This window comes from Streptococcus sp. FSL L8-0526 (genome assembly GCF_038007145.1).
Lineage (GTDB): Bacteria > Bacillota > Bacilli > Lactobacillales > Streptococcaceae > Streptococcus > Streptococcus thermophilus.
The window spans coordinates 465699-484704 of sequence record NZ_JBBOWP010000001.1; the positions used below are offsets into that span (position 1 = coordinate 465699).

Sequence of the window (19006 nt, forward strand, 5' to 3'; positions counted from 1 at the left end):
TCTTATTTGATTGAAATATTGTCCAATCAAGTGATACAGCAGTTAAATCAACGTTTTTTCGGTCAGATTTAGCTGCTATTTTTGTGCTTATTTTTAGGATTTTTGGATTTTGTAATGAATATTTAAAAGTTCTAAAAATTTACATATTAAAGTTATCGCTTATCGCTAATCCGATAAGTCGATGTTAATATCTAATCACTTGTTATCGGGACAAGCAACCAAAAAAGGCAGGAGACAAATATTTAAAGTGCACGACTTGCAAAGCAGGTCTCGAATGTAGAAAAGGAGTAGAAGACTTGGCAGGACATGACGTTCAATACGGGAAGCATCGTACCCGTCGTAGTTTTTCAAGAATCAAAGAAGTTCTTGATTTACCAAACTTGATTGAAATCCAAACGGATTCATTCAAAGAATTCTTAGATACTGGTCTTAAAGAGGTTTTTGAGGATGTACTTCCTATTTCAAACTTCACAGACACCATGGAATTGGAATTTGTTGGTTACGAATTGAAGGAACCTAAGTATACACTTGAAGAAGCTCGTATCCATGATGCATCATACTCAGCACCAATCTTTGTGACTTTCCGTCTTATTAACAAAGAAACTGGTGAAATCAAAACTCAGGAAGTCTTCTTCGGAGATTTCCCAATTATGACTGAGATGGGTACTTTTATCATCAATGGTGGTGAACGTATTATCGTTTCTCAGTTGGTGCGCTCACCTGGTGTTTACTTTAACGATAAGGTCGATAAAAACGGTAAAGTGGGTTACGGATCAACAGTTATTCCTAACCGTGGGGCATGGCTTGAGCTTGAAACTGATTCAAAAGACATCGCCTACACTCGTATCGACCGTACGCGTAAGATTCCATTCACAACGCTTGTGCGTGCACTTGGATTCTCAGGTGATGACGAAATTGTTGATATCTTTGGTGATAGCGAGTTGGTTCGTAACACTATTGAAAAAGATATCCACAAAAATCCAGCAGATTCACGTACTGATGAAGCGCTTAAAGAAATTTATGAAAGACTTCGTCCAGGTGAACCAAAAACTGCTGACAGCTCACGTAGCTTGCTTGTAGCTCGTTTCTTTGACCCACGTCGTTACGACTTGGCTGCTGTTGGTCGTTACAAAGTTAACAAAAAACTTAACATCAAGACACGTCTTTTGGGACAAACAATTGCTGAAAACTTGGTAGATCCTGAAACAGGTGAAATCCTTGTTGAAGCTGGTACTAAAATGACACGTGATGTGATTGATTCAATCGCAGAACACTTGGACGGTGATTTGAACAAATTTGTATACACACCAAACGATTATGCAGTGGTTACAGAACCTGTTGTTCTTCAAAAATTCAAGGTCGTTGCACCAAATGATCCAGATCGTGTGGTTACAATTGTTGGTAATGCCAACCCAGATGATAAAGTTCGTACTTTGACAACAGCGGATATCTTGGCTGAAATGAGCTACTTCCTCAACCTTGCTGAAGGTATCGGTAAAGTAGATGATATCGACCACCTTGGTAACCGTCGTGTCCGTGCCGTTGGTGAATTGCTTGCTAACCAATTCCGTATTGGTTTGGCTCGTATGGAACGAAACGTGCGTGAACGTATGTCAGTTCAAGATAATGAAGTCTTGACACCACAACAAATCATCAATATTCGTCCTGTAACTGCAGCTGTTAAAGAATTCTTCGGTTCTTCACAGTTGTCACAGTTCATGGACCAGCACAACCCATTGTCAGAGTTGTCACACAAACGTCGTTTGTCAGCCTTGGGACCGGGTGGTTTGACACGTGACCGTGCCGGATATGAAGTTCGTGACGTGCATTACACGCACTACGGTCGTATATGTCCAATTGAAACACCTGAAGGACCTAACATTGGTTTGATCAATAACTTGTCTACATACGGACGCCTTAACAAGTACGGTTTCATTCAAACACCATATCGTAAGGTTGACCGTGCAACTGGTAAAGTAACAAACGAAGTGGTTTGGTTGACTGCCGACGAAGAAGATGAGTACATAGTTGCTCAGGCTAACTCTAAATTGAACGAAGATGGAACATTTGCAGAAGAAATTGTCATGGGTCGTCACCAAGGTGTTAACCAAGAGTACCCATCACACCTTGTAGATTTCGTGGATGTTTCTCCTAAACAGGTAGTTGCCGTTGCGACAGCATGTATTCCTTTCTTGGAAAACGACGACTCTAACCGTGCCCTCATGGGTGCCAACATGCAACGTCAAGCTGTGCCATTGATTGATCCAAAAGCACCACTTGTTGGTACTGGTATGGAATATCAAGCTGCCCACGATTCAGGTGCTGCAGTTATCGCTAAACATGATGGTAAAGTTGTCTATTCTGATGCCGATAAGGTTGAAGTTCGTCGTGAAGATGGTTCTCTTGACGTCTATACTATTCAAAAATTCCGTCGTTCAAACTCAGGTACTGCCTATAACCAACGTACTTTGGTTAAGGTTGGTGATATTGTCGAAAAAGGAGATTTTATCGCTGATGGTCCATCTATGGAAGGTGGAGAAATGGCCCTCGGTCAAAACCCTATTGTCGCATACATGACATGGGAAGGCTACAACTTCGAGGATGCTGTTATCATGAGTGAACGCCTAGTGAAAGACGATGTTTATACATCTGTTCACTTGGAAGAATACGAATCAGAAACACGTGATACAAAGCTTGGACCTGAAGAAATCACACGTGAATTGCCGAACGTTGGTGAAGAAGCCCTTAAAGACCTTGACGAAATGGGTATTATCCGTATCGGTGCTGAGGTTAAAGAAGGTGATATTCTTGTTGGTAAGGTAACACCTAAGGGTGAAAAAGACCTTTCTGCTGAAGAACGTCTTCTCCATGCTATCTTTGGTGATAAATCTCGTGAAGTACGTGATACATCACTCCGTGTACCTCATGGTGGTGATGGTGTCGTTCGTGATGTTAAAATCTTTACACGTGCAAACGGTGATGAATTGCAATCAGGTGTTAACATGCTTGTTCGTGTTTACGTTGCTCAAAAACGTAAAATCAAGGTCGGAGATAAGATGGCCGGTCGTCACGGTAACAAAGGGGTTGTTTCTCGTATTGTCCCTGTTGAAGACATGCCTTACCTTCCAGACGGTACACCAGTTGATATCATGTTGAACCCTCTTGGGGTGCCATCACGTATGAACATTGGTCAGGTTATGGAACTTCACCTTGGTATGGCTGCTCGTAACTTGGGTATCCACATCGCAACACCAGTCTTTGATGGGGCAAGCTCAGAAGATCTCTGGGATACTGTTCGTGAAGCTGGTATGGATAGTGATGCTAAGACAATCCTTTACGATGGACGTACAGGAGAGCCATTTGATAACCGTGTGTCAGTTGGTGTCATGTACATGATCAAACTTCACCACATGGTTGATGATAAACTTCACGCTCGTTCGGTAGGTCCTTACTCACTCGTTACCCAACAACCTCTTGGTGGTAAAGCACAATTTGGTGGACAACGTTTCGGTGAGATGGAGGTTTGGGCTCTTGAAGCTTATGGTGCTTCAAACATTCTTCAAGAAATCTTGACTTACAAGTCAGATGACGTTAACGGACGTTTGAAAGCCTATGAAGCTATCACTAAAGGAAAACCAATTCCAAAACCAGGTGTACCAGAATCATTCCGAGTACTCGTTAAAGAATTACAATCACTTGGTCTTGATATGCGTGTTCTTGATGAGGATGACTATGAAGTTGAATTGCGTGATCTTGATGAAGGTGAAGACGATGACGTCATGCACGTTGATGATCTTGAAAAAGCACGTGTACAACAAGCCAAAGAAGCTGCTGAATTAGAAAAAGCTAAAGAAGAAGCTTCAGATAAAACAGAATAAAATAGGCTTTAGAGAGGGAGTTAAATCTCTCTGCTAAGGTAGCTGATAAAGGTGAAAATAGCGCTGCTATTGTCAATAGAACAAAAGAAAGGGAATACTAGTGGTTGACGTAAATCGATTTAAAAGTATGCAAATCACACTAGCTTCACCAACTAAGGTCCGTTCATGGTCTTATGGTGAGGTTAAGAAACCTGAAACAATCAACTACCGTACGCTCAAACCAGAACGTGAAGGTCTCTTCGACGAAGTGATCTTTGGTCCTACTAAAGACTGGGAATGTGCGTGTGGGAAATACAAACGTATCCGTTATAAAGGGATCGTATGTGACCGCTGTGGTGTTGAAGTAACACGTGCTAAGGTTCGTCGTGAACGTATGGGTCACATCGAGTTGAAAGCACCAGTATCACATATCTGGTACTTCAAGGGAATCCCTTCTCGTATGGGATTGACTTTGGATATGAGTCCTCGTGCACTTGAAGAAGTCATTTACTTCGCAGCTTACGTGGTTATCGATCCAAAGGAAACACCGCTTGAGCCAAAATCTCTCTTGACTGAACGTGAATATCGTGAAAAATTGCAAGAGTATGGTCATGGTTCATTTGTCGCTAAAATGGGTGCAGAAGCTATCCAAGATCTCTTGAAACAAGTAGATTTGGAAGCCGAAATTGCTGAACTCAAAGAAGAGTTGAAGACAGCAACTGGTCAAAAACGTGTTAAAGCAGTTCGTCGTTTGGATGTTCTTGATGCCTTTTACAAGTCTGGTAATAAACCAGAATGGATGGTGCTTAACATCTTGCCAGTATTGCCACCAGATCTTCGTCCGATGGTTCAATTGGACGGTGGACGTTTTGCAGCATCTGACTTGAACGACCTCTACCGTCGTGTTATCAACCGTAATAACCGTTTGGCTCGTTTGCTTGAGTTGGGTGCTCCAGGTATCATCGTGCAAAACGAAAAACGTATGTTGCAAGAAGCGGTAGACGCTCTTATTGATAATGGACGTCGTGGTCGTCCAATTACTGGACCAGGTAGTCGTCCACTTAAATCTTTGAGCCACATGCTTAAAGGTAAACAAGGTCGTTTCCGTCAAAACTTGCTGGGTAAACGTGTCGACTTCTCTGGCCGTTCCGTTATTGCCGTTGGTCCAACACTTAAAATGTATCAATGTGGTGTGCCCCGTTTGATGGCCATCGAACTTTTCAAACCATTTGTTATGCGTGAAATCGTTGCTCGTGAATACGCAGGTAACGTGAAAGCTGCTAAACGTATGGTTGAGCGTGGTGACGAACGTATTTGGGATATTCTTGAAGATGTTATCAAGGAACACCCAGTGCTTCTTAACCGCGCACCTACCCTCCACCGTTTGGGTATCCAGGCCTTTGAACCCGTCTTGATTGATGGTAAGGCTCTTCGTCTTCACCCACTTGTTTGTGAAGCCTACAATGCCGACTTCGATGGTGACCAAATGGCCATCCACGTGCCACTTTCTGAAGAAGCACAAGCTGAAGCACGTATTCTTATGCTTGCCGCAGAACACATCCTTAACCCTAAAGATGGTAAACCAGTCGTAACACCATCTCAAGATATGGTTCTTGGTAACTACTACCTTACTATGGAAGACTCAGGTCGTGAAGGTGAAGGAATGATCTTCAAGGACCGTGATGAAGCAGTTATGGCTTACCACAATGGTTATGTTCACTTGCATACTCGTGTGGGTATTGCCGTTGATAGCATGCCAAATAAGCCATGGACTGACGAACAGAAACATAAAATCCTGGTTACAACTGTAGGTAAGATTCTCTTCAACGATATCATGCCTGAGGATTTACCTTACCTTCAAGAGCCAAACAATGCTAATCTAACAGAAAAAACTCCAGATAAGTACTTCTTGGCACCAGGACAAGATATTCAATCTGCTATTGACAGCTTGGAAATCAATGTACCATTTAAGAAGAAACATCTTGGTAACATCATTGCTGAAATCTTCAAACGTCTTCGTACAACTGAAACATCAGCTTTCCTTGACCGTTTGAAAGACCTTGGTTACTACCACTCAACACTTTCTGGATTGACAGTGGGTATCGCCGATATCCCAGTTATCGATAACAAACAAGAAATTATCGATGCTGCTCACCACCGTGTTGAAGAAATCAACAAAGCTTTCCGTCGTGGTTTGATGACAGAAGATGACCGTTATGTTGCTGTTACAACAACATGGCGTGAAGCGAAAGAAGCACTTGAAAAACGTCTGATTGAGACACAAGATCCTAAGAATCCAATCGTTATGATGATGGACTCAGGAGCTCGTGGTAACATCTCTAACTTCTCTCAACTTGCCGGTATGCGTGGTTTGATGGCTGCTCCTAACGGACGTATCATGGAATTGCCTATCCTTTCAAACTTCCGTGAAGGTTTGAGCGTTTTGGAAATGTTCTTCTCTACTCACGGTGCGCGTAAAGGTATGACCGATACAGCCCTTAAGACTGCCGACTCTGGTTACCTTACTCGTCGTTTGGTTGACGTTGCCCAAGACGTTATCATTCGTGAAGACGATTGTGGAACTGACCGTGGTCTTGTTATTCGTGCCATTACTGATGGTAAAGAAGTAATAGAAACTCTTGAAGAACGTCTTGTTGGTCGTTACACTAAGAAATCTGTTAAACATTCTGAAACTGGCGAAGTTATCGTTGGTCCAGATACTTTGATTACTGAAGATATGGCTGCAGCTATTGTCAATGCTGGTGTTGAAGAAGTAACTATCCGTTCAGTCTTTACATGTAACACTCGTCACGGTGTCTGTCGTCACTGTTACGGTATCAACTTGGCAACAGGTGATGCGGTTGAAGTTGGTGAAGCAGTTGGTACCATCGCTGCCCAATCTATCGGGGAACCAGGTACACAGCTTACCATGCGTACTTTCCACACCGGTGGGGTAGCCTCCAACACCGATATCACACAGGGTCTTCCGCGTGTCCAGGAAATCTTTGAAGCACGTAAGCCTAAAGGGGAAGCGGTTATCACTGAAGTTACGGGTACTGTTATCAAAATTGAAGAAGATGCTACGACACGTACTAAGAAAGTCTTCGTTCAAGGTAAGACTGGAACGGGTGAATATGTCGTTCCATTTACAGCTCGTATGAAAGTAAAAGTTGGTGACGAAGTACACCGTGGTGAGGCCTTGACAGAAGGGTCAATCCACCCGAAACGTCTCCTTGAAGTACGTGATACCTTGTCAGTTGAAACTTATCTTCTTGCAGAAGTGCAAAAAGTTTACCGTAGCCAAGGGGTAGAAATCGGTGACAAACACATCGAAGTAATGGTTCGTCAAATGCTTCGTAAAGTACGTGTTATGGATCCAGGTGACACAGATCTCCTTCCAGGTACACTTATGGACATTTCTGACTTCACAGATGCTAACAAGGATATTGTTATCTCTGGTGGTGTTCCTGCAACATCTCGTCCAGTCCTTCTTGGTATTACTAAAGCCTCACTTGAAACAAATTCATTCTTATCAGCGGCTTCCTTCCAAGAAACGACACGTGTGCTTACAGATGCAGCTATCCGTGGTAAGAAAGATCATCTTCTTGGTCTTAAAGAAAATGTTATCATTGGTAAGATTATCCCTGCTGGTACAGGTATGGATCGCTACCGTAACATTGAACCACTTGCAGTTAACGAAGTTGAATTTATTGAAAACATTGCTGTTGATGAAGCAATTGTGGAATCATCTGAAGACTAAGACTAAAATAAAAGAACTCACAAATATGGGTTCTTTTTGTATTTATATCATCAAAAACGCTTCTATTCTTGCTATGTGTGAAACATAAGACCATATTTTTTATCTTTTCTAGAAAATTTTGTATAATAAGGACACTAAAGATGAAGTGAGAAAGAAAAATGTACCAAGTAGTTGAAATGAAAGGGGATATGGAACCGTGGTGGTTCTTGGAAGGTTGGCAGGAGGATATCATAAGTACTAAGGAATTTGAAAATTTTTACGATGCCCTCAAGTACTATAAAAAACTTTGGTTTGCCATGAAAGAAATCTTGCCAAGTTACATCAGCCGTAGTAGTGTCATGACTGCTTTTTGGGACCAAGAGGATAAACACTGGTGTGAGGAGTGTGACGAATACTTGCAGGTCTATCGATCGATTGCACTTTTATATGATTGGCAGGAAATTCCTGAGGAAAAACACCGTCCGGGATATGAAAAACAAAATGACCTTCCAAACCATGCCCGTTGTAGAATAAAATGTTAAACAATGCAGAAGCTCGAATTTTTTCGGGCTTCTTTTCATTTTCTTAAACTTTTTACGAATAGGTTTGTGAGGAGGTCCTTATGATAACAGAATTTGCTAAGGAAATGATCAAAAATGCTGATAGTTGTGGGGCTCAAGACATCTATTTCATTCCACGTCAGGATAAATATGAGCTCTATATGCGAGTCGGGCAAGAGAGGAGATTGATTGATGTATATCGGCCTGATTTCATGGCTAGTCTTATTAGTCACTTTAAATTTGTGGCGGGAATGATGGTGGGTGAAAAGCGTAGGAGTCAACTGGGTTCATGTGACTATGATTGTGATGACGGTCACTTGGTTTCTCTGCGTTTATCAACTGTTGGAGACTATCGAGGTTTGGAGAGCTTGGTTATCCGTATCCTACATTCCGAACGTCGAGAATTAGTGTATTGGAATCAAGGAATCCAGCCTATTATGGATGCCTTGGATTATCGAGGACTGTATCTCTTTGCGGGTCCCGTAGGTTCTGGGAAGACTACACTTATGCATGAGTTGGTTCAGGAGTGTTTTAAGGGGCAGCAGGTAATTTCGATTGAGGATCCTGTTGAAATCAAACAGGATGATGTCTTGCAACTCCAGGTTAATAAGGCAATTGATATGACCTATGATAGTTTGATTAAGCTATCTCTACGTCACCGTCCAGATATTTTGATTATTGGGGAGATTCGGGATAAGGAGACTGCCCGGGCAGTTATCAGAGCTAGTCTAACAGGTGTAACTGTTCTTTCAACTATTCATGCTAAGAGTATTACTGGCGTTTACGAACGTCTCTTGGACTTTGGCGTAGATAAGTCTGAGTTGGATAATGCTCTACAAGGCATTGCCTACATGCGTTTGATCAAGGGAGGAGGTGTGATTGATTTTGCCAGAGAAAATTTCCAAAACCATTCGTCGACCAACTGGAATCATCAGTTGGAAGGTTTGGTTAAACAAGGATGTCTCACTGAGAGGGATATCCAAGGGGAAAAAATTAAAGATTAGTCAGCAAGTTAAGGTTATCCAGCTCTTCAAACAACTTCTAAAGGCCGGTTTTACCTTAACTGAAATCGTAGCCTTTTTGGAGCGAAGTCACTTGCTGAAAGAAACGTCCTTGTCTCTTATGAAGGAGAGTTTAATACGCGGTGATAGGTTGGATCAGATGTTCGCGTTAGTGGGGTTTTCGGACAATATTGTTACTCAGATTTCTCTTGCTGACAAGCACGGTAATCTTCTAGGGAGTCTAACAAAGATTGAAACCTATATGCTTCGTATGACAAAGGTTCGCAAGAAACTCATGGAGGTGGCGACTTATCCCATACTACTTCTAGGTTTTCTGATTCTGATTATGCTAGGACTTAAAAATTATCTTCTACCCCAACTCTTAGAGGGTGATGGTAGGAATAATTGGGCTGTACAGTTGGTTCAAATTTTTCCTCAGCTCTTTTTTGTGAATTTGTGTGGATTCCTTGTGTTGGGCTTAATTCTCTATCTATGGGTGAAACGACAGTCAGCCCTTGTTTTTTATAGGCGAATGGCCCAAATCCCTTTTATTGGTCAGATAGTAAGGCTTTACACGACCGCCTATTATGCTAGGGAATGGGGAAATTTATTAGGTCAAGGCGTTGATTTGCTAGATTTGGTGGCTCTTATGCAAGAGCAAAAGTCTAAACTCTTCCGTGAGCTGGGAGCCGATTTGGAAGAAGCCCTGATGCTGGGACAGAGTTTTCCTGAACGTATTGCCAGTCATCCGTTTTTTACTAAGGAGCTCTCGCTAATTATTGCTTATGGAGAGGCCAATGCGAGGTTGGGCTATGAGTTGGAAGTTTATGCCGAGGAGGTTTGGCAAAACTTCTTTAACCGTCTTAATAAGGCAACAACCTTTGTGCAACCCCTCATTTTTGTTATTATTGCAGTTGTGATTGTGATGATCTATGTAGCCATGCTATTACCAATGTATCAAAATATGGAAGGAATGATGTCATGAAATTGATGTTAAAAAAATTGAATGCCGTTAAATTACGAGCCTTTACTCTGATTGAAATGCTAGTCGTACTTCTCATTATCAGTATTCTCCTTTTGCTCTTTGTTCCTAACTTAAGCAAGCAGAAGGATTCCGTTAAGGAAACTGGAAATGCGGCTGTAGTCAAGGTCGTGGATTCTCAGGCAGAACTTTATGAAATGAAGAATAACAAGACAGCTAGCTTGGCAGCTCTTGTTTCAGAAGGTCAAATTACGCAAAAACAGGCAGATTCATACAATGATTACTATGCGAAACATGGTAGTGAAAGCCGCTCAGTGGCCAATTAGAGCTTTCACCTTGTTGGAGAGCCTGATGACACTAGCAGTGGTTGTCTTTCTCACTCTGAGTTTGTCAGGCTCAGTCACAGGTATTTTTCAGCAGGTCGAGATTAATCTTTTCTATCTGCGTTTTGAGTACCTATACCGAGATAGTCAGCGCTTGGCATCAGCGGAAGGATCTAATGTTGAATTGCAGTTAACTAAGGATAAGGTTAGTAATGGAAGGTCTAGTCTGCTTGTTCCTAAAAGTATTCATCTGGATAAGGGGCAGACGCTAGTGTTTGATGCTAAAGGAGGCAACTCTAGCCTCACGAAAATTCGTTTTTCAAGTGATAAGGAGGTGGTGACCTATCTGCTTAACATGGGCAGTGGTAAATATAAAAAGACGATCTCTTAGAGGATATATTCTTATTGAAAGCCTGGTAGCTATGGCTGTTTTAGTACTTGTCAGCAGTCTGATATTGGAACAAATTAATACCAACCGCAGACTAATGGCTGATAATCTCCATCAACAAGATGTCTTGAGTGTGGCAACAATGGCAGTTCAGACCAAGCAAGACCAGTTAACGCTAAATGGCATAGCGGTGACAGTTAAACGTAGCCAGCAAGGTATCACGGTTTATGAATCGGGAAAGGAGATTATTCATGTATCTAAGCAGTAATCTGCGTGCCTTTACCCTCTTGGAATGTCTAGTGGCCTTGTTGGTCATTGCTGGCTCAGTTCAAGTTTATCAAGGGTTAACCACTGTACTTGTGAGTAATGTTAAGCAGGTAAGACAACAAGAAAACCAAGACTGGCTTCTATTTGTTCAACAAATGGAGGCAGAATTAGAAGGATGTCAGTTGGTCAAGGTAGAGGGGAATAAACTCTATGTCAAGCAGGATAATCAAGACTTGGCTTTTGGTCTTTCAAGTGCCTCTGATTTTCGAAAAACAAATGCTGACGGTCGAGGCTATCAACCAATGCTTTTCGATGTCAAATCTAGTAAGGTAAGTCAAAAGAACCAGATAGTTACCATCCAAGTGACTCTTAAAAATGGACTACAAAGGAATTTTATTTATGCTTTTGAAAAAACAGGTTAGGGGAGGCGTTCTTCTCTACGCTTTTTTTATGGCTGGCATTTTTACACTCCTTCTTCAGGTTTATCTGGAACGGGTGGTAGCTAGCTCTAGACAAAACCAAGCGCAAATAGTGGCCAGTCAAAGCCGTCTCATGGCAGAGATGACTATGGACTTGGTGGATAAGGAAGCAGGTGCTTTTAGTTTTTCTCAGGGGACTACGACTTACGAGGTTAAGGGTAAGCAAGTGATTGTCAGAGTTGCCAGTAAAGGCCAAATCAAGACCTATCGTTATGTGAAGAAACAAGAGTAGAAATAGAAATTCTCTTTCCTTTTTGATATGATAGAGGAACGGAGGAAATCATGAATTTTGAAGCAATTGAGACAGCTTTTGAGCTGTTGTTAGAAAATGTCCAAACTATTGAAAATGATCTTGGAACCCATGCTTACGATGCACTTATTGAGCAAAATTCCTATTATTTGGGGGCTGAGGTTGCTAATGAGCTCATCATCAAAAACAACGAGAAATTACGGGCGCTTAATCTAAGTAAAGAGGAGTGGCGTCGTGCTTTTCAGTTTTTGTTTATCAAACTAGGGCAATTGGAAGCTTTACAAGCCAATCACCAATTTACACCAGATGCTATCGGATTTATCATTCTGTACTTGCTCGAAGGTTTGACCCAGGAAAAACAATTGGATATCTTGGAGATTGGTTCGGGAACAGGGAACTTGGCTGAAACTCTTCTAAATAATACTCAGAGAACCCTTAATTATATGGGGATGGAAGTTGATGATCTTCTTATCGATTTGTCAGCTAGTATTGCTGAGGTGGTGAATTCAGTAGCGGTCTATATCCAAGAGGATGCTGTTCGACCACATATTCTCAAAGAGAGTAACGTTATTATCAGCGATTTACCTATAGGTTACTACCCTAATGATGAGATTGCGAGTCGTTTCAAGGTGGCAGCAACCGGCGAACACACTTATGCCCATCATCTTCTTATGGAGCAATCGCTTAAGTATTTGAAGAAAGATGGTATTGCTATTTTTTTGGCACCAACCAATCTTTTGACAAGCCCTCAAAGTGATCTGTTTAAGAAGTGGTTATCAGGATATGCTGATATTATTGCTGTTATTACTCTTCCAGAAGCAGCTTTTAGCAATAAACATAACATGAAGTCTATCTTTGTGCTAAAAAAACAAACTAAAAATGCTCCTGAGACCTTCGTTTACCCACTTAGCGATTTGCAAAATCCAAGGGTCCTCAAGGATTTTACAGAGAATTTCCAAAAATGGAAATCAGATAATTCCATTTTCTAGTAAAACATGATAGAATAGGTATGTATTATTGAAAGCGTTTTATAAAGAGGTGCTTATGACAAAAACAATAGCAATCAATGCAGGAAGTTCAAGCTTGAAATGGCAATTATATGAAATGCCAGAAGAAGTTGTTCTTGCTAAGGGTTTGATTGAACGTATTGGCTTGAGTGATTCTGTTTCAACAGTAAAATTTGCTGACCGTTCTGAATCGCAAACCTTAGATATTGCTGACCATGTTCAAGCGGTAAAAATTTTGCTTGATGACTTGATTCGTTTCGATATTATCAAGAGCTATGATGAAATTACAGGTGTTGGTCACCGTGTGGTTGCTGGTGGAGAATATTTCAAAGAATCAAGCTTGGTGGATGAATATGCCTTGGCTAAGATTGAAGAATTGTCAGCCTTGGCACCGTTACACAATCCAGGTGCAGCCTCAGGGATTCGTGCCTTCAAGGAGCTTCTACCAGATATTACAAGCGTTGCTGTTTTTGATACAGCTTTTCATACATCTATGCCAGAAGTGGCTTACCGTTACCCAGTTCCTAACCGTTATTATACAGACTATCAAGTTCGTAAATACGGAGCACACGGAACTAGCCACCAATATGTTTCTCAAGAAGCAGCTAAGCTACTAGGAAAACCTATTGAAGAAACGAAGATTATCACAGCCCATGTGGGAAATGGTGTTTCAATTACTGCCGTTGATGGTGGTAAATCTGTGGATACTTCAATGGGATTGACACCACTTGGCGGAGTTATGATGGGAACACGTACTGGAGATCTCGACCCTGCGATTATTCCATTCATTATTGACCGTGAGCCTGACATTGCCGATGCTGAACGTATATGTCATGTCTTTAATAAGGAATCAGGTCTTCTTGGTATTTCTGAAAAATCAAGCGATATGCGTGATATCATTGCTGGTAAAGAGGCTGGTGATAAAAAATGTACGTTGGCCTATGATCTTTATGTGGATCGTTTGCGTAAATACATCGCTCAATACTTTGGTGTCATGAATGGAGCGGATGCTATCGTCTTTACAGCGGGTATCGGTGAAAATTCTGCGGATGTTCGCGCTTCAGTTTTGGATGGTCTCACTTGGTTTGGTATTGAAGTGGATCCTGAAAAGAATGTTTTCGGACATGTTGGCGATATTACAACAGCAGATTCAGCTGTTAAAGTATTTGTTATTCCAACGAATGAAGAATTGGTGATTGCGCGTGATGTTGAGCGCCTTAAAACTAAATAAGTTATCAAAAATTTGATAAGACCAGAAAAGTTGGCTGAGCAATTGCCAGCTTTTTTGAATGCTTTGAAAGAATCATTCAACTATTTCTGTGTGTGGTCATTGAAAAGCTAAAGAAAATTTCGCAAAAAATGTAAAAAAGAGTTTACAAAATATGTAAAGTAAACTTTACTGTAAATGTAAAGCAAAATTTACAAAAAAGGAAAAGAGCCGAAATATTTGAGAAGAAACGATAGAGTTGAGGTATCATATGGAAACAAGGATTCAGGAACTTCGCAAGGCTAATAAGATTAGTCAGGCAGAATTAGCAGATGAGATGGGAGTCACGAGACAGACCATCATTTCACTCGAAAAAGGGTGCTATAATGCGTCGTTGGAACTAGCTTTTAAAATTGCTAGGTATTTTGGAAAGACTATTGAAGAAGTTTTTATTTTTTAGGAAGATTAAGGAGTAAAGATATGTTATTAAAAACGTTAGGAAAGAAGAAACATAATTAGATTATAAAAAATACATATCCCGAGTAGCATGTTCTTTCTTTTCTTTGGGTATTTTGGGATTATTTATTGTTCGCTCTAACAGTCTTAATGATTATGCGTTAGGATTAGTAGTGGGGGTTACCATTGGGAGTTATGCCCTGTCGATTTATTATTTTGCAGCGCTTAGGCATTCGAAACGTCTTCACCAGATGTATATTACTTACCTATGATGAGCGAAATAAAAAGATTTTGCAGGTGGCACAGTTGCAACACTGGTTCTGGAGTTTTCGCTTATCTTTGCTTTGGTTGCCCTATATGCCTTTGCTAATATTCAGTAGCCCTATGTTACAGTCCTATCTATCTTGCTCTATGGCTTGGTTCTGGGATTTGCTCTTATTCGTCTGATTCTATCTAAAATAGGATAAGATTACCTAATTGTACCTCTATTTTCATGGTGTCTTGTCAAAACAGTAGATTTGTATTATAATAAAAGCACAAAATATAAAAAGAGGTAGCTTACTATGAGCAAAGAGTCCATTTTAAAACGTTTTCTTTATTTTTTACTGGCTTTTCTAATTTTGTGTATTGAACAAGCTCCAACCATATTTGTTCGTGTTAAAGACTTGAGGGCAGTGAGTCTCCTAATTTTGGTTATGCTACTCATTAGTGCAGGAGCTCTTTTCTTAGGAAAACGCATGGGTCTTCTTGAGGGATTCAAGACACTTTCTTCCTTAAAAGCATGGGGGATGATTGGCTTGACCTACCTAGGTATTTACATTGTTACTAGGATTGGTGCAATGGTCATGATGTGGGAAGGTGTTAGTAATAGCACCAATCAGGAAATCATAGAAAATGCCCATATGAATCCCTTTGTTCTCATAACAGTTACAGTGGTTATGGCACCGATTGTGGAAGAGTTGATTTTTAGAGGGCTCCTCATGGGACGAGTCTTTAATCCAGATTCTATTGTTGGCTTGATTTTGAGTAGCTTACTCTTTGGCCTTGCTCATATGCCTAATAGTATCGGTGTCTGGATTATATATGCAGGTATGGGGTTTACCCTTGGGACAGTATATCGTAAGTTTCAAAAGTTAGAGTACTGTATCATGGCCCATATGATTAACAATAGTATTGCGGTTTCAATGATGTTACTTTTGCAATTGTTAGCGCCCTATATCAAATAAAGCTCGGAATTTTCCGAGCTTTATTTTTACTATAATTTTTTGGCTTTGGCAATGGTTGTATCAATACTTGAAGCCACACTATGGGTGAAACCTGTACGCTCAAGGTCCATGAGACCGGCGATAGTGGTCCCACCAGGGCTACATACCTTGTCAATAAGATCATGTGGACTATCGCTACCTAGACTGAGATTTTCAGCAGTAGCTAGAACTGTCTGTGTGGCAATGGTCAGAGCAACTTGCTTACTTAGGCCATTTTTGACGCCAGCCTTAGCCAGAGCCTCGATAAAGAGGGCGATATAGGCCGGACTAGAGCCAGCTAGAGCAGTAAAGGTATCGAAGTCCTTCTCAGCCAATTCAACAGTAGTTCCAAAACTATCTGTGATTTCCTTGGCAACTGCCAAAAGGTCCTCAGATACCTTATCATTGGTACAAAGCCCGGTAGTGCTCTTAAGAATCTGAGCATTAAGATTAGGCATGATACGAATAAGAGGTAGGTCTGCACTTGTGAGTGAAGCGAGGCGTTCCAAGGTCACTCCAGCAGCCATACTCATGATAGGTTGATGGAAGTTGAGGTCAGTTAGCACCTTATCAAACATTTGAGGTTTAATACCAAGGATGACCAGATCAGCATTTTCTACTAATTCTTGATGGGAAGCAGCAGCTTCAACCTCTAGTTCCTCTGCAATTTGGCGCGAACGAGCCAAAGAAGACCCTGAAATAATGATACGATGTGAGCTTTTATTTAGGCCGTTGATAATAGCTGTTGCCATTTTTCCGACACCGATAAAACCTATAATCATGGGTTACTCCTTATCTTAGTAGTTCTTAATCAAATCTACTGTTGTGCGATCCAACTTCTTAACAATAGCTTGTAAAAAGGCTTGTGCTTCTAGGAAGTCATCCATAGCATATAGGGTTTGGTGCGAGTGAATGTAACGGGCACAAACACCAATAGTTGTTGATGGCACTCCAGAATTTTGCAAGTGAGCGGCACCAGCATCTGTCCCCCCTGCAGCGCAGTAGTATTGGTATTTGATACCAGCTTCTTCAGCAGTAGTTAAAAGGAAATCCTTCATATTTGGCAACATGATGTGACCTGGATCGAAGAAACGAATAAGGGTACCATCACCTACCTTACCTTGATTACCATAGATGTCACCTGCAGGGGAGCAGTCCACTGCAAAGAAAACTTCAGGATCAAATTTAGTGGTAGAAACATGGGCACCACGTAAACCAACTTCTTCTTGAACATTGGCACCAGCAATTAGAGTATTATTGAGTTCTTGATCTTTAACATTTTCCAAGAGCTCACGAATCATGAGAACACCATAACGGTTGTCCCAAGCTTTAGAAATCACATTTTTTTGATTAGCTGTTAGAATCGTTTCTGATTCAGGAATAATGACATCACCCGGGAAAACACCGTAGGTATTAGCTTCTTCTTGGTTGGCAAAACCAGCATCAAAGACGATATCAGAGACACTAGGAAGACTTGAAGTCCCACTGCTGCCACGCAAGAAATGAGGTGGGACTGAACCTGAGATGACAGGATAGATACGGCCGTCACGAGTGTGTAGGGTAAAGCGTTGAGAACTGACAACCAATGGGTTCCAACCCCCAAGCTCGACTACACGGAAAGTCCCGTCTGCCTTGATTTCTTTAATCATAAACCCAACTTCATCCATGTGGGCAGCCACGAGCACCTTAGGGGCATTTTCCGTTTGACTATGCTTGATACCGAAAATACCACCAAGGCCATCTGTTTGCACCTCGTCTACGAGCGGTGTGATAGTTTTACGAAGGTAGTCACGTACAGGTGTCTCAAAGCCCGCAGTGGCCTTGAGTTCGGTTACTTCTTTAATTTTGTTAAATAGGGTAGTCATAAAATCCTCCTTGAGTAGTACTTGCTACTATTTTAGCACGATTCTCAAGAGATAGGTAGCCTCTCCCCATTCCTCTAAAATTATGGTAAAATGTTTCTTATGAAACGTAAAACATTGGCCTTGTTTGCTGGAGGCGTGGGAGCTTTAGGTCTCTTGGCAATGACAGAGAAGTATAGACAGTCACGCGTAGAAATGAAGAAAGCTGCATTAATCCAAGATATTAGACAAGAATTATCACATCTGGGCCCCATCGCAGTTCTTTATACGAATCCTACGGATAAAGAAAATCCTGGGCTCACAGGAGGTATCGTCTTAGAGGATGGACGTGTCTATAGCTTTGTTTATGCAGAGAACAAGCTGACCTATGAGGAGGAACAAGCATGATTATTCCTAAGAATCTTGAAGAACTGGCGGGCTATGTTGAGAGTGATCAAAAAGTGGTCTTCTTTTTTACTGCCGATTGGTGTCCGGACTGTCAGTTCATCTACCCCGTTATGCCTGAAATTGAAGCCAGCCATCCAGATATGACCTTTGTGCGTGTTAACCGTGATGATTATATGGCTTTAGCACAAACTTGGAATATTTTTGGTATCCCAAGTTATGTCGTGACTCAGAATGGTCAGGAATTGGGTCGTTTGGTCAATAAAGCTCGTAAAACCAAAGAAGAAATCACTGCCTTTTTGGCAACACTATAAGGAGAATCCATGATTTTTGCATACAATAAAGAACAAGTTGGCGACGTTTTGTTAGTTATCTTGGAAGATACTAAGGACATTAAACGTAGCGTAGAACGTAAAGGTAAGGTGGCTCGTGTCACGGCTGATGAAATAGGTAAGACTCTTGCTTGGAACATTTTTGAAGCATCAAGCCTCATTGATATTGAAGGAAATGGTCAAGTTTTCTTGTCAGACCAAGATGTAGCTATCTTAAATGAGGAATTGGCTAAAGAGGGATTTGAAGAGCGTTTGGAAAATACGCAAGGTCCAGTCTTTGTGGTTGGACAAATTGATGAAATGGTTCCACATCCAGACAGTGACCACCTTAACATCTGTCAAGTGAACATCGGTGATAAGAAGGTCCAAATCGTTGCAGGAGCACCAAACGCATCCCCTGGTCTTAAAACTATCGTAGCTCTCCCTGGTGCTATGATGCCTAGCGGGGCTATTTTCTTCCCAGGAAAACTTCGTGGTGAAGATAGCTATGGAATGATGTGTTCCCCACGTGAGTTGGCCCTTCCGAATGCCCCGCAAAAACGTGGGATTATTGAACTTGATGATTCAGCAGTAGTCGGCGAGGCTTTTGATCCAGCTAAACACTGGAAAAGGTAAGTAAGAGAAGAAGCGGTAATAATCCGCTTTTTTTGTTTGCCATAAAGAAAGTT

The 19006-nt window shown here is 41.3% G+C and carries 19 protein-coding genes and 1 pseudogene; 18 read left to right on the plus strand and 2 right to left on the minus strand.

Features of this window, described 5'->3' with window-relative positions; all coding sequences use genetic code 11:
* The first annotated feature begins 296 nt into the window (after positions 1–296).
* The 15 genes and pseudogenes from rpoB to NSQ85_RS02655 all read left to right on the plus strand — a co-directional run bounded on the left by rpoB (position 297) and on the right by NSQ85_RS02655 (position 15742).
* Positions 297–3878 (plus strand): DNA-directed RNA polymerase subunit beta, encoded by a 3582-nt coding sequence (rpoB, locus tag NSQ85_RS02585; protein ID WP_179974046.1) that lies wholly within the window; start codon positions 297–299, stop codon positions 3876–3878.
* Between the two features lie 100 nt (positions 3879–3978).
* Positions 3979–7617, plus strand: a complete 3639-nt coding sequence (gene rpoC / locus NSQ85_RS02590; RefSeq protein WP_179974045.1) for a DNA-directed RNA polymerase subunit beta' — start codon at positions 3979–3981, stop codon at positions 7615–7617.
* Between the two features lie 158 nt (positions 7618–7775).
* The gene (locus NSQ85_RS02595; RefSeq protein ID WP_179972348.1) at positions 7776–8138 is read left to right on the plus strand and encodes a DUF1033 family protein; all 363 of its coding nucleotides are present in this window, start codon (positions 7776–7778) and stop codon (positions 8136–8138) included.
* An 80-nt stretch (positions 8139–8218) separates the two neighbouring features.
* Positions 8219–9160 carry a competence type IV pilus ATPase ComGA gene (comGA, locus tag NSQ85_RS02600; RefSeq protein ID WP_179974044.1) on the plus strand — a complete coding sequence of 314 codons (942 nt, stop codon included), beginning with the start codon at positions 8219–8221 and terminating at the stop codon, positions 9158–9160.
* Positions 9042–10142: a competence type IV pilus assembly protein ComGB gene (gene comGB, locus NSQ85_RS02605; protein WP_340781533.1), complete on the plus strand. Its 1101-nt coding sequence runs from the start codon at positions 9042–9044 to the stop codon at positions 10140–10142. The genes comGA and comGB overlap by 119 nt, the downstream gene beginning before the upstream one ends.
* Positions 10139–10465, plus strand: a complete 327-nt coding sequence (gene comGC / locus NSQ85_RS02610) for a competence type IV pilus major pilin ComGC (protein ID WP_179972346.1) — start codon at positions 10139–10141, stop codon at positions 10463–10465. Before comGB ends, comGC begins: the two co-directional genes overlap by 4 nt.
* Positions 10425–10853, plus strand: a complete 429-nt coding sequence (gene comGD, locus NSQ85_RS02615) for a competence type IV pilus minor pilin ComGD (RefSeq protein ID WP_269473123.1) — start codon at positions 10425–10427, stop codon at positions 10851–10853. The genes comGC and comGD overlap by 41 nt, the downstream gene beginning before the upstream one ends.
* Positions 10825–11118: a competence type IV pilus minor pilin ComGE gene (comGE, locus tag NSQ85_RS02620; RefSeq protein ID WP_179972344.1), complete on the plus strand. Its 294-nt coding sequence runs from the start codon at positions 10825–10827 to the stop codon at positions 11116–11118. The genes comGD and comGE overlap by 29 nt, the downstream gene beginning before the upstream one ends.
* Positions 11102–11539 (plus strand): competence type IV pilus minor pilin ComGF, encoded by a 438-nt coding sequence (gene comGF / locus NSQ85_RS02625; RefSeq protein ID WP_179972343.1) that lies wholly within the window; start codon positions 11102–11104, stop codon positions 11537–11539. The genes comGE and comGF overlap by 17 nt, the downstream gene beginning before the upstream one ends.
* Entirely contained in the window at positions 11517–11828 is a 312-nt protein-coding gene (gene comGG / locus NSQ85_RS02630; RefSeq protein WP_179972342.1) for a competence type IV pilus minor pilin ComGG, read from the plus strand. Before comGF ends, comGG begins: the two co-directional genes overlap by 23 nt.
* Positions 11829–11878: 50 nt before the next feature.
* On the plus strand, positions 11879–12835 hold the full coding sequence (locus tag NSQ85_RS02635) for a class I SAM-dependent methyltransferase (RefSeq protein ID WP_340781085.1): 957 nt from the start codon (positions 11879–11881) through the stop codon (positions 12833–12835).
* A 55-nt stretch (positions 12836–12890) separates the two neighbouring features.
* The gene (locus NSQ85_RS02640; RefSeq protein ID WP_179972340.1) at positions 12891–14084 is read left to right on the plus strand and encodes an acetate kinase; all 1194 of its coding nucleotides are present in this window, start codon (positions 12891–12893) and stop codon (positions 14082–14084) included.
* Positions 14085–14331: 247 nt separating this feature from the next.
* Complete coding sequence (locus NSQ85_RS02645) at positions 14332–14520, plus strand: helix-turn-helix transcriptional regulator (RefSeq protein ID WP_340781088.1); 189 nt, start codon at positions 14332–14334, stop codon at positions 14518–14520.
* A gap of 20 nt (positions 14521–14540) precedes the next feature.
* Positions 14541–14983: pseudogene (locus NSQ85_RS02650) on the plus strand (CAAX protease).
* Positions 14984–15079: 96 nt separating this feature from the next.
* Complete coding sequence (locus tag NSQ85_RS02655; RefSeq protein WP_340781089.1) at positions 15080–15742, plus strand: CPBP family intramembrane glutamic endopeptidase; 663 nt, start codon at positions 15080–15082, stop codon at positions 15740–15742.
* A gap of 29 nt (positions 15743–15771) precedes the next feature.
* Here NSQ85_RS02655 and proC read toward each other — a convergent pair whose 3' ends face one another.
* Together proC and pepA are read right to left on the minus strand one after the other, a co-directional pair.
* The gene (proC, locus tag NSQ85_RS02660) at positions 15772–16542 is read right to left on the minus strand and encodes a pyrroline-5-carboxylate reductase (RefSeq protein ID WP_179972337.1); all 771 of its coding nucleotides are present in this window, start codon (positions 16540–16542) and stop codon (positions 15772–15774) included.
* Between the two features lie 15 nt (positions 16543–16557).
* A complete protein-coding gene (gene pepA / locus NSQ85_RS02665; protein WP_179972336.1) occupies positions 16558–17625 on the minus strand; it encodes a glutamyl aminopeptidase in 1068 nt (355 codons plus the stop codon).
* Positions 17626–17724: 99 nt separating this feature from the next.
* On the opposite strand from pepA, the gene NSQ85_RS02670 reads away from it, so the two are divergent.
* Genes NSQ85_RS02670 through ytpR form a run of 3 tightly spaced genes read left to right on the plus strand, consistent with a single transcriptional unit; the run spans position 17725 to position 18953 of the window.
* The gene (locus NSQ85_RS02670; RefSeq protein WP_340781090.1) at positions 17725–18009 is read left to right on the plus strand and encodes a DUF4651 domain-containing protein; all 285 of its coding nucleotides are present in this window, start codon (positions 17725–17727) and stop codon (positions 18007–18009) included.
* Positions 18006–18320 carry a thioredoxin family protein gene (locus NSQ85_RS02675; protein WP_340781091.1) on the plus strand — a complete coding sequence of 105 codons (315 nt, stop codon included), beginning with the start codon at positions 18006–18008 and terminating at the stop codon, positions 18318–18320. Before NSQ85_RS02670 ends, NSQ85_RS02675 begins: the two co-directional genes overlap by 4 nt.
* Before the next feature lie 9 nt (positions 18321–18329).
* Entirely contained in the window at positions 18330–18953 is a 624-nt protein-coding gene (ytpR, locus tag NSQ85_RS02680) for a YtpR family tRNA-binding protein (protein WP_340781093.1), read from the plus strand.
* Positions 18954–19006: the final 53 nt, after the last annotated feature.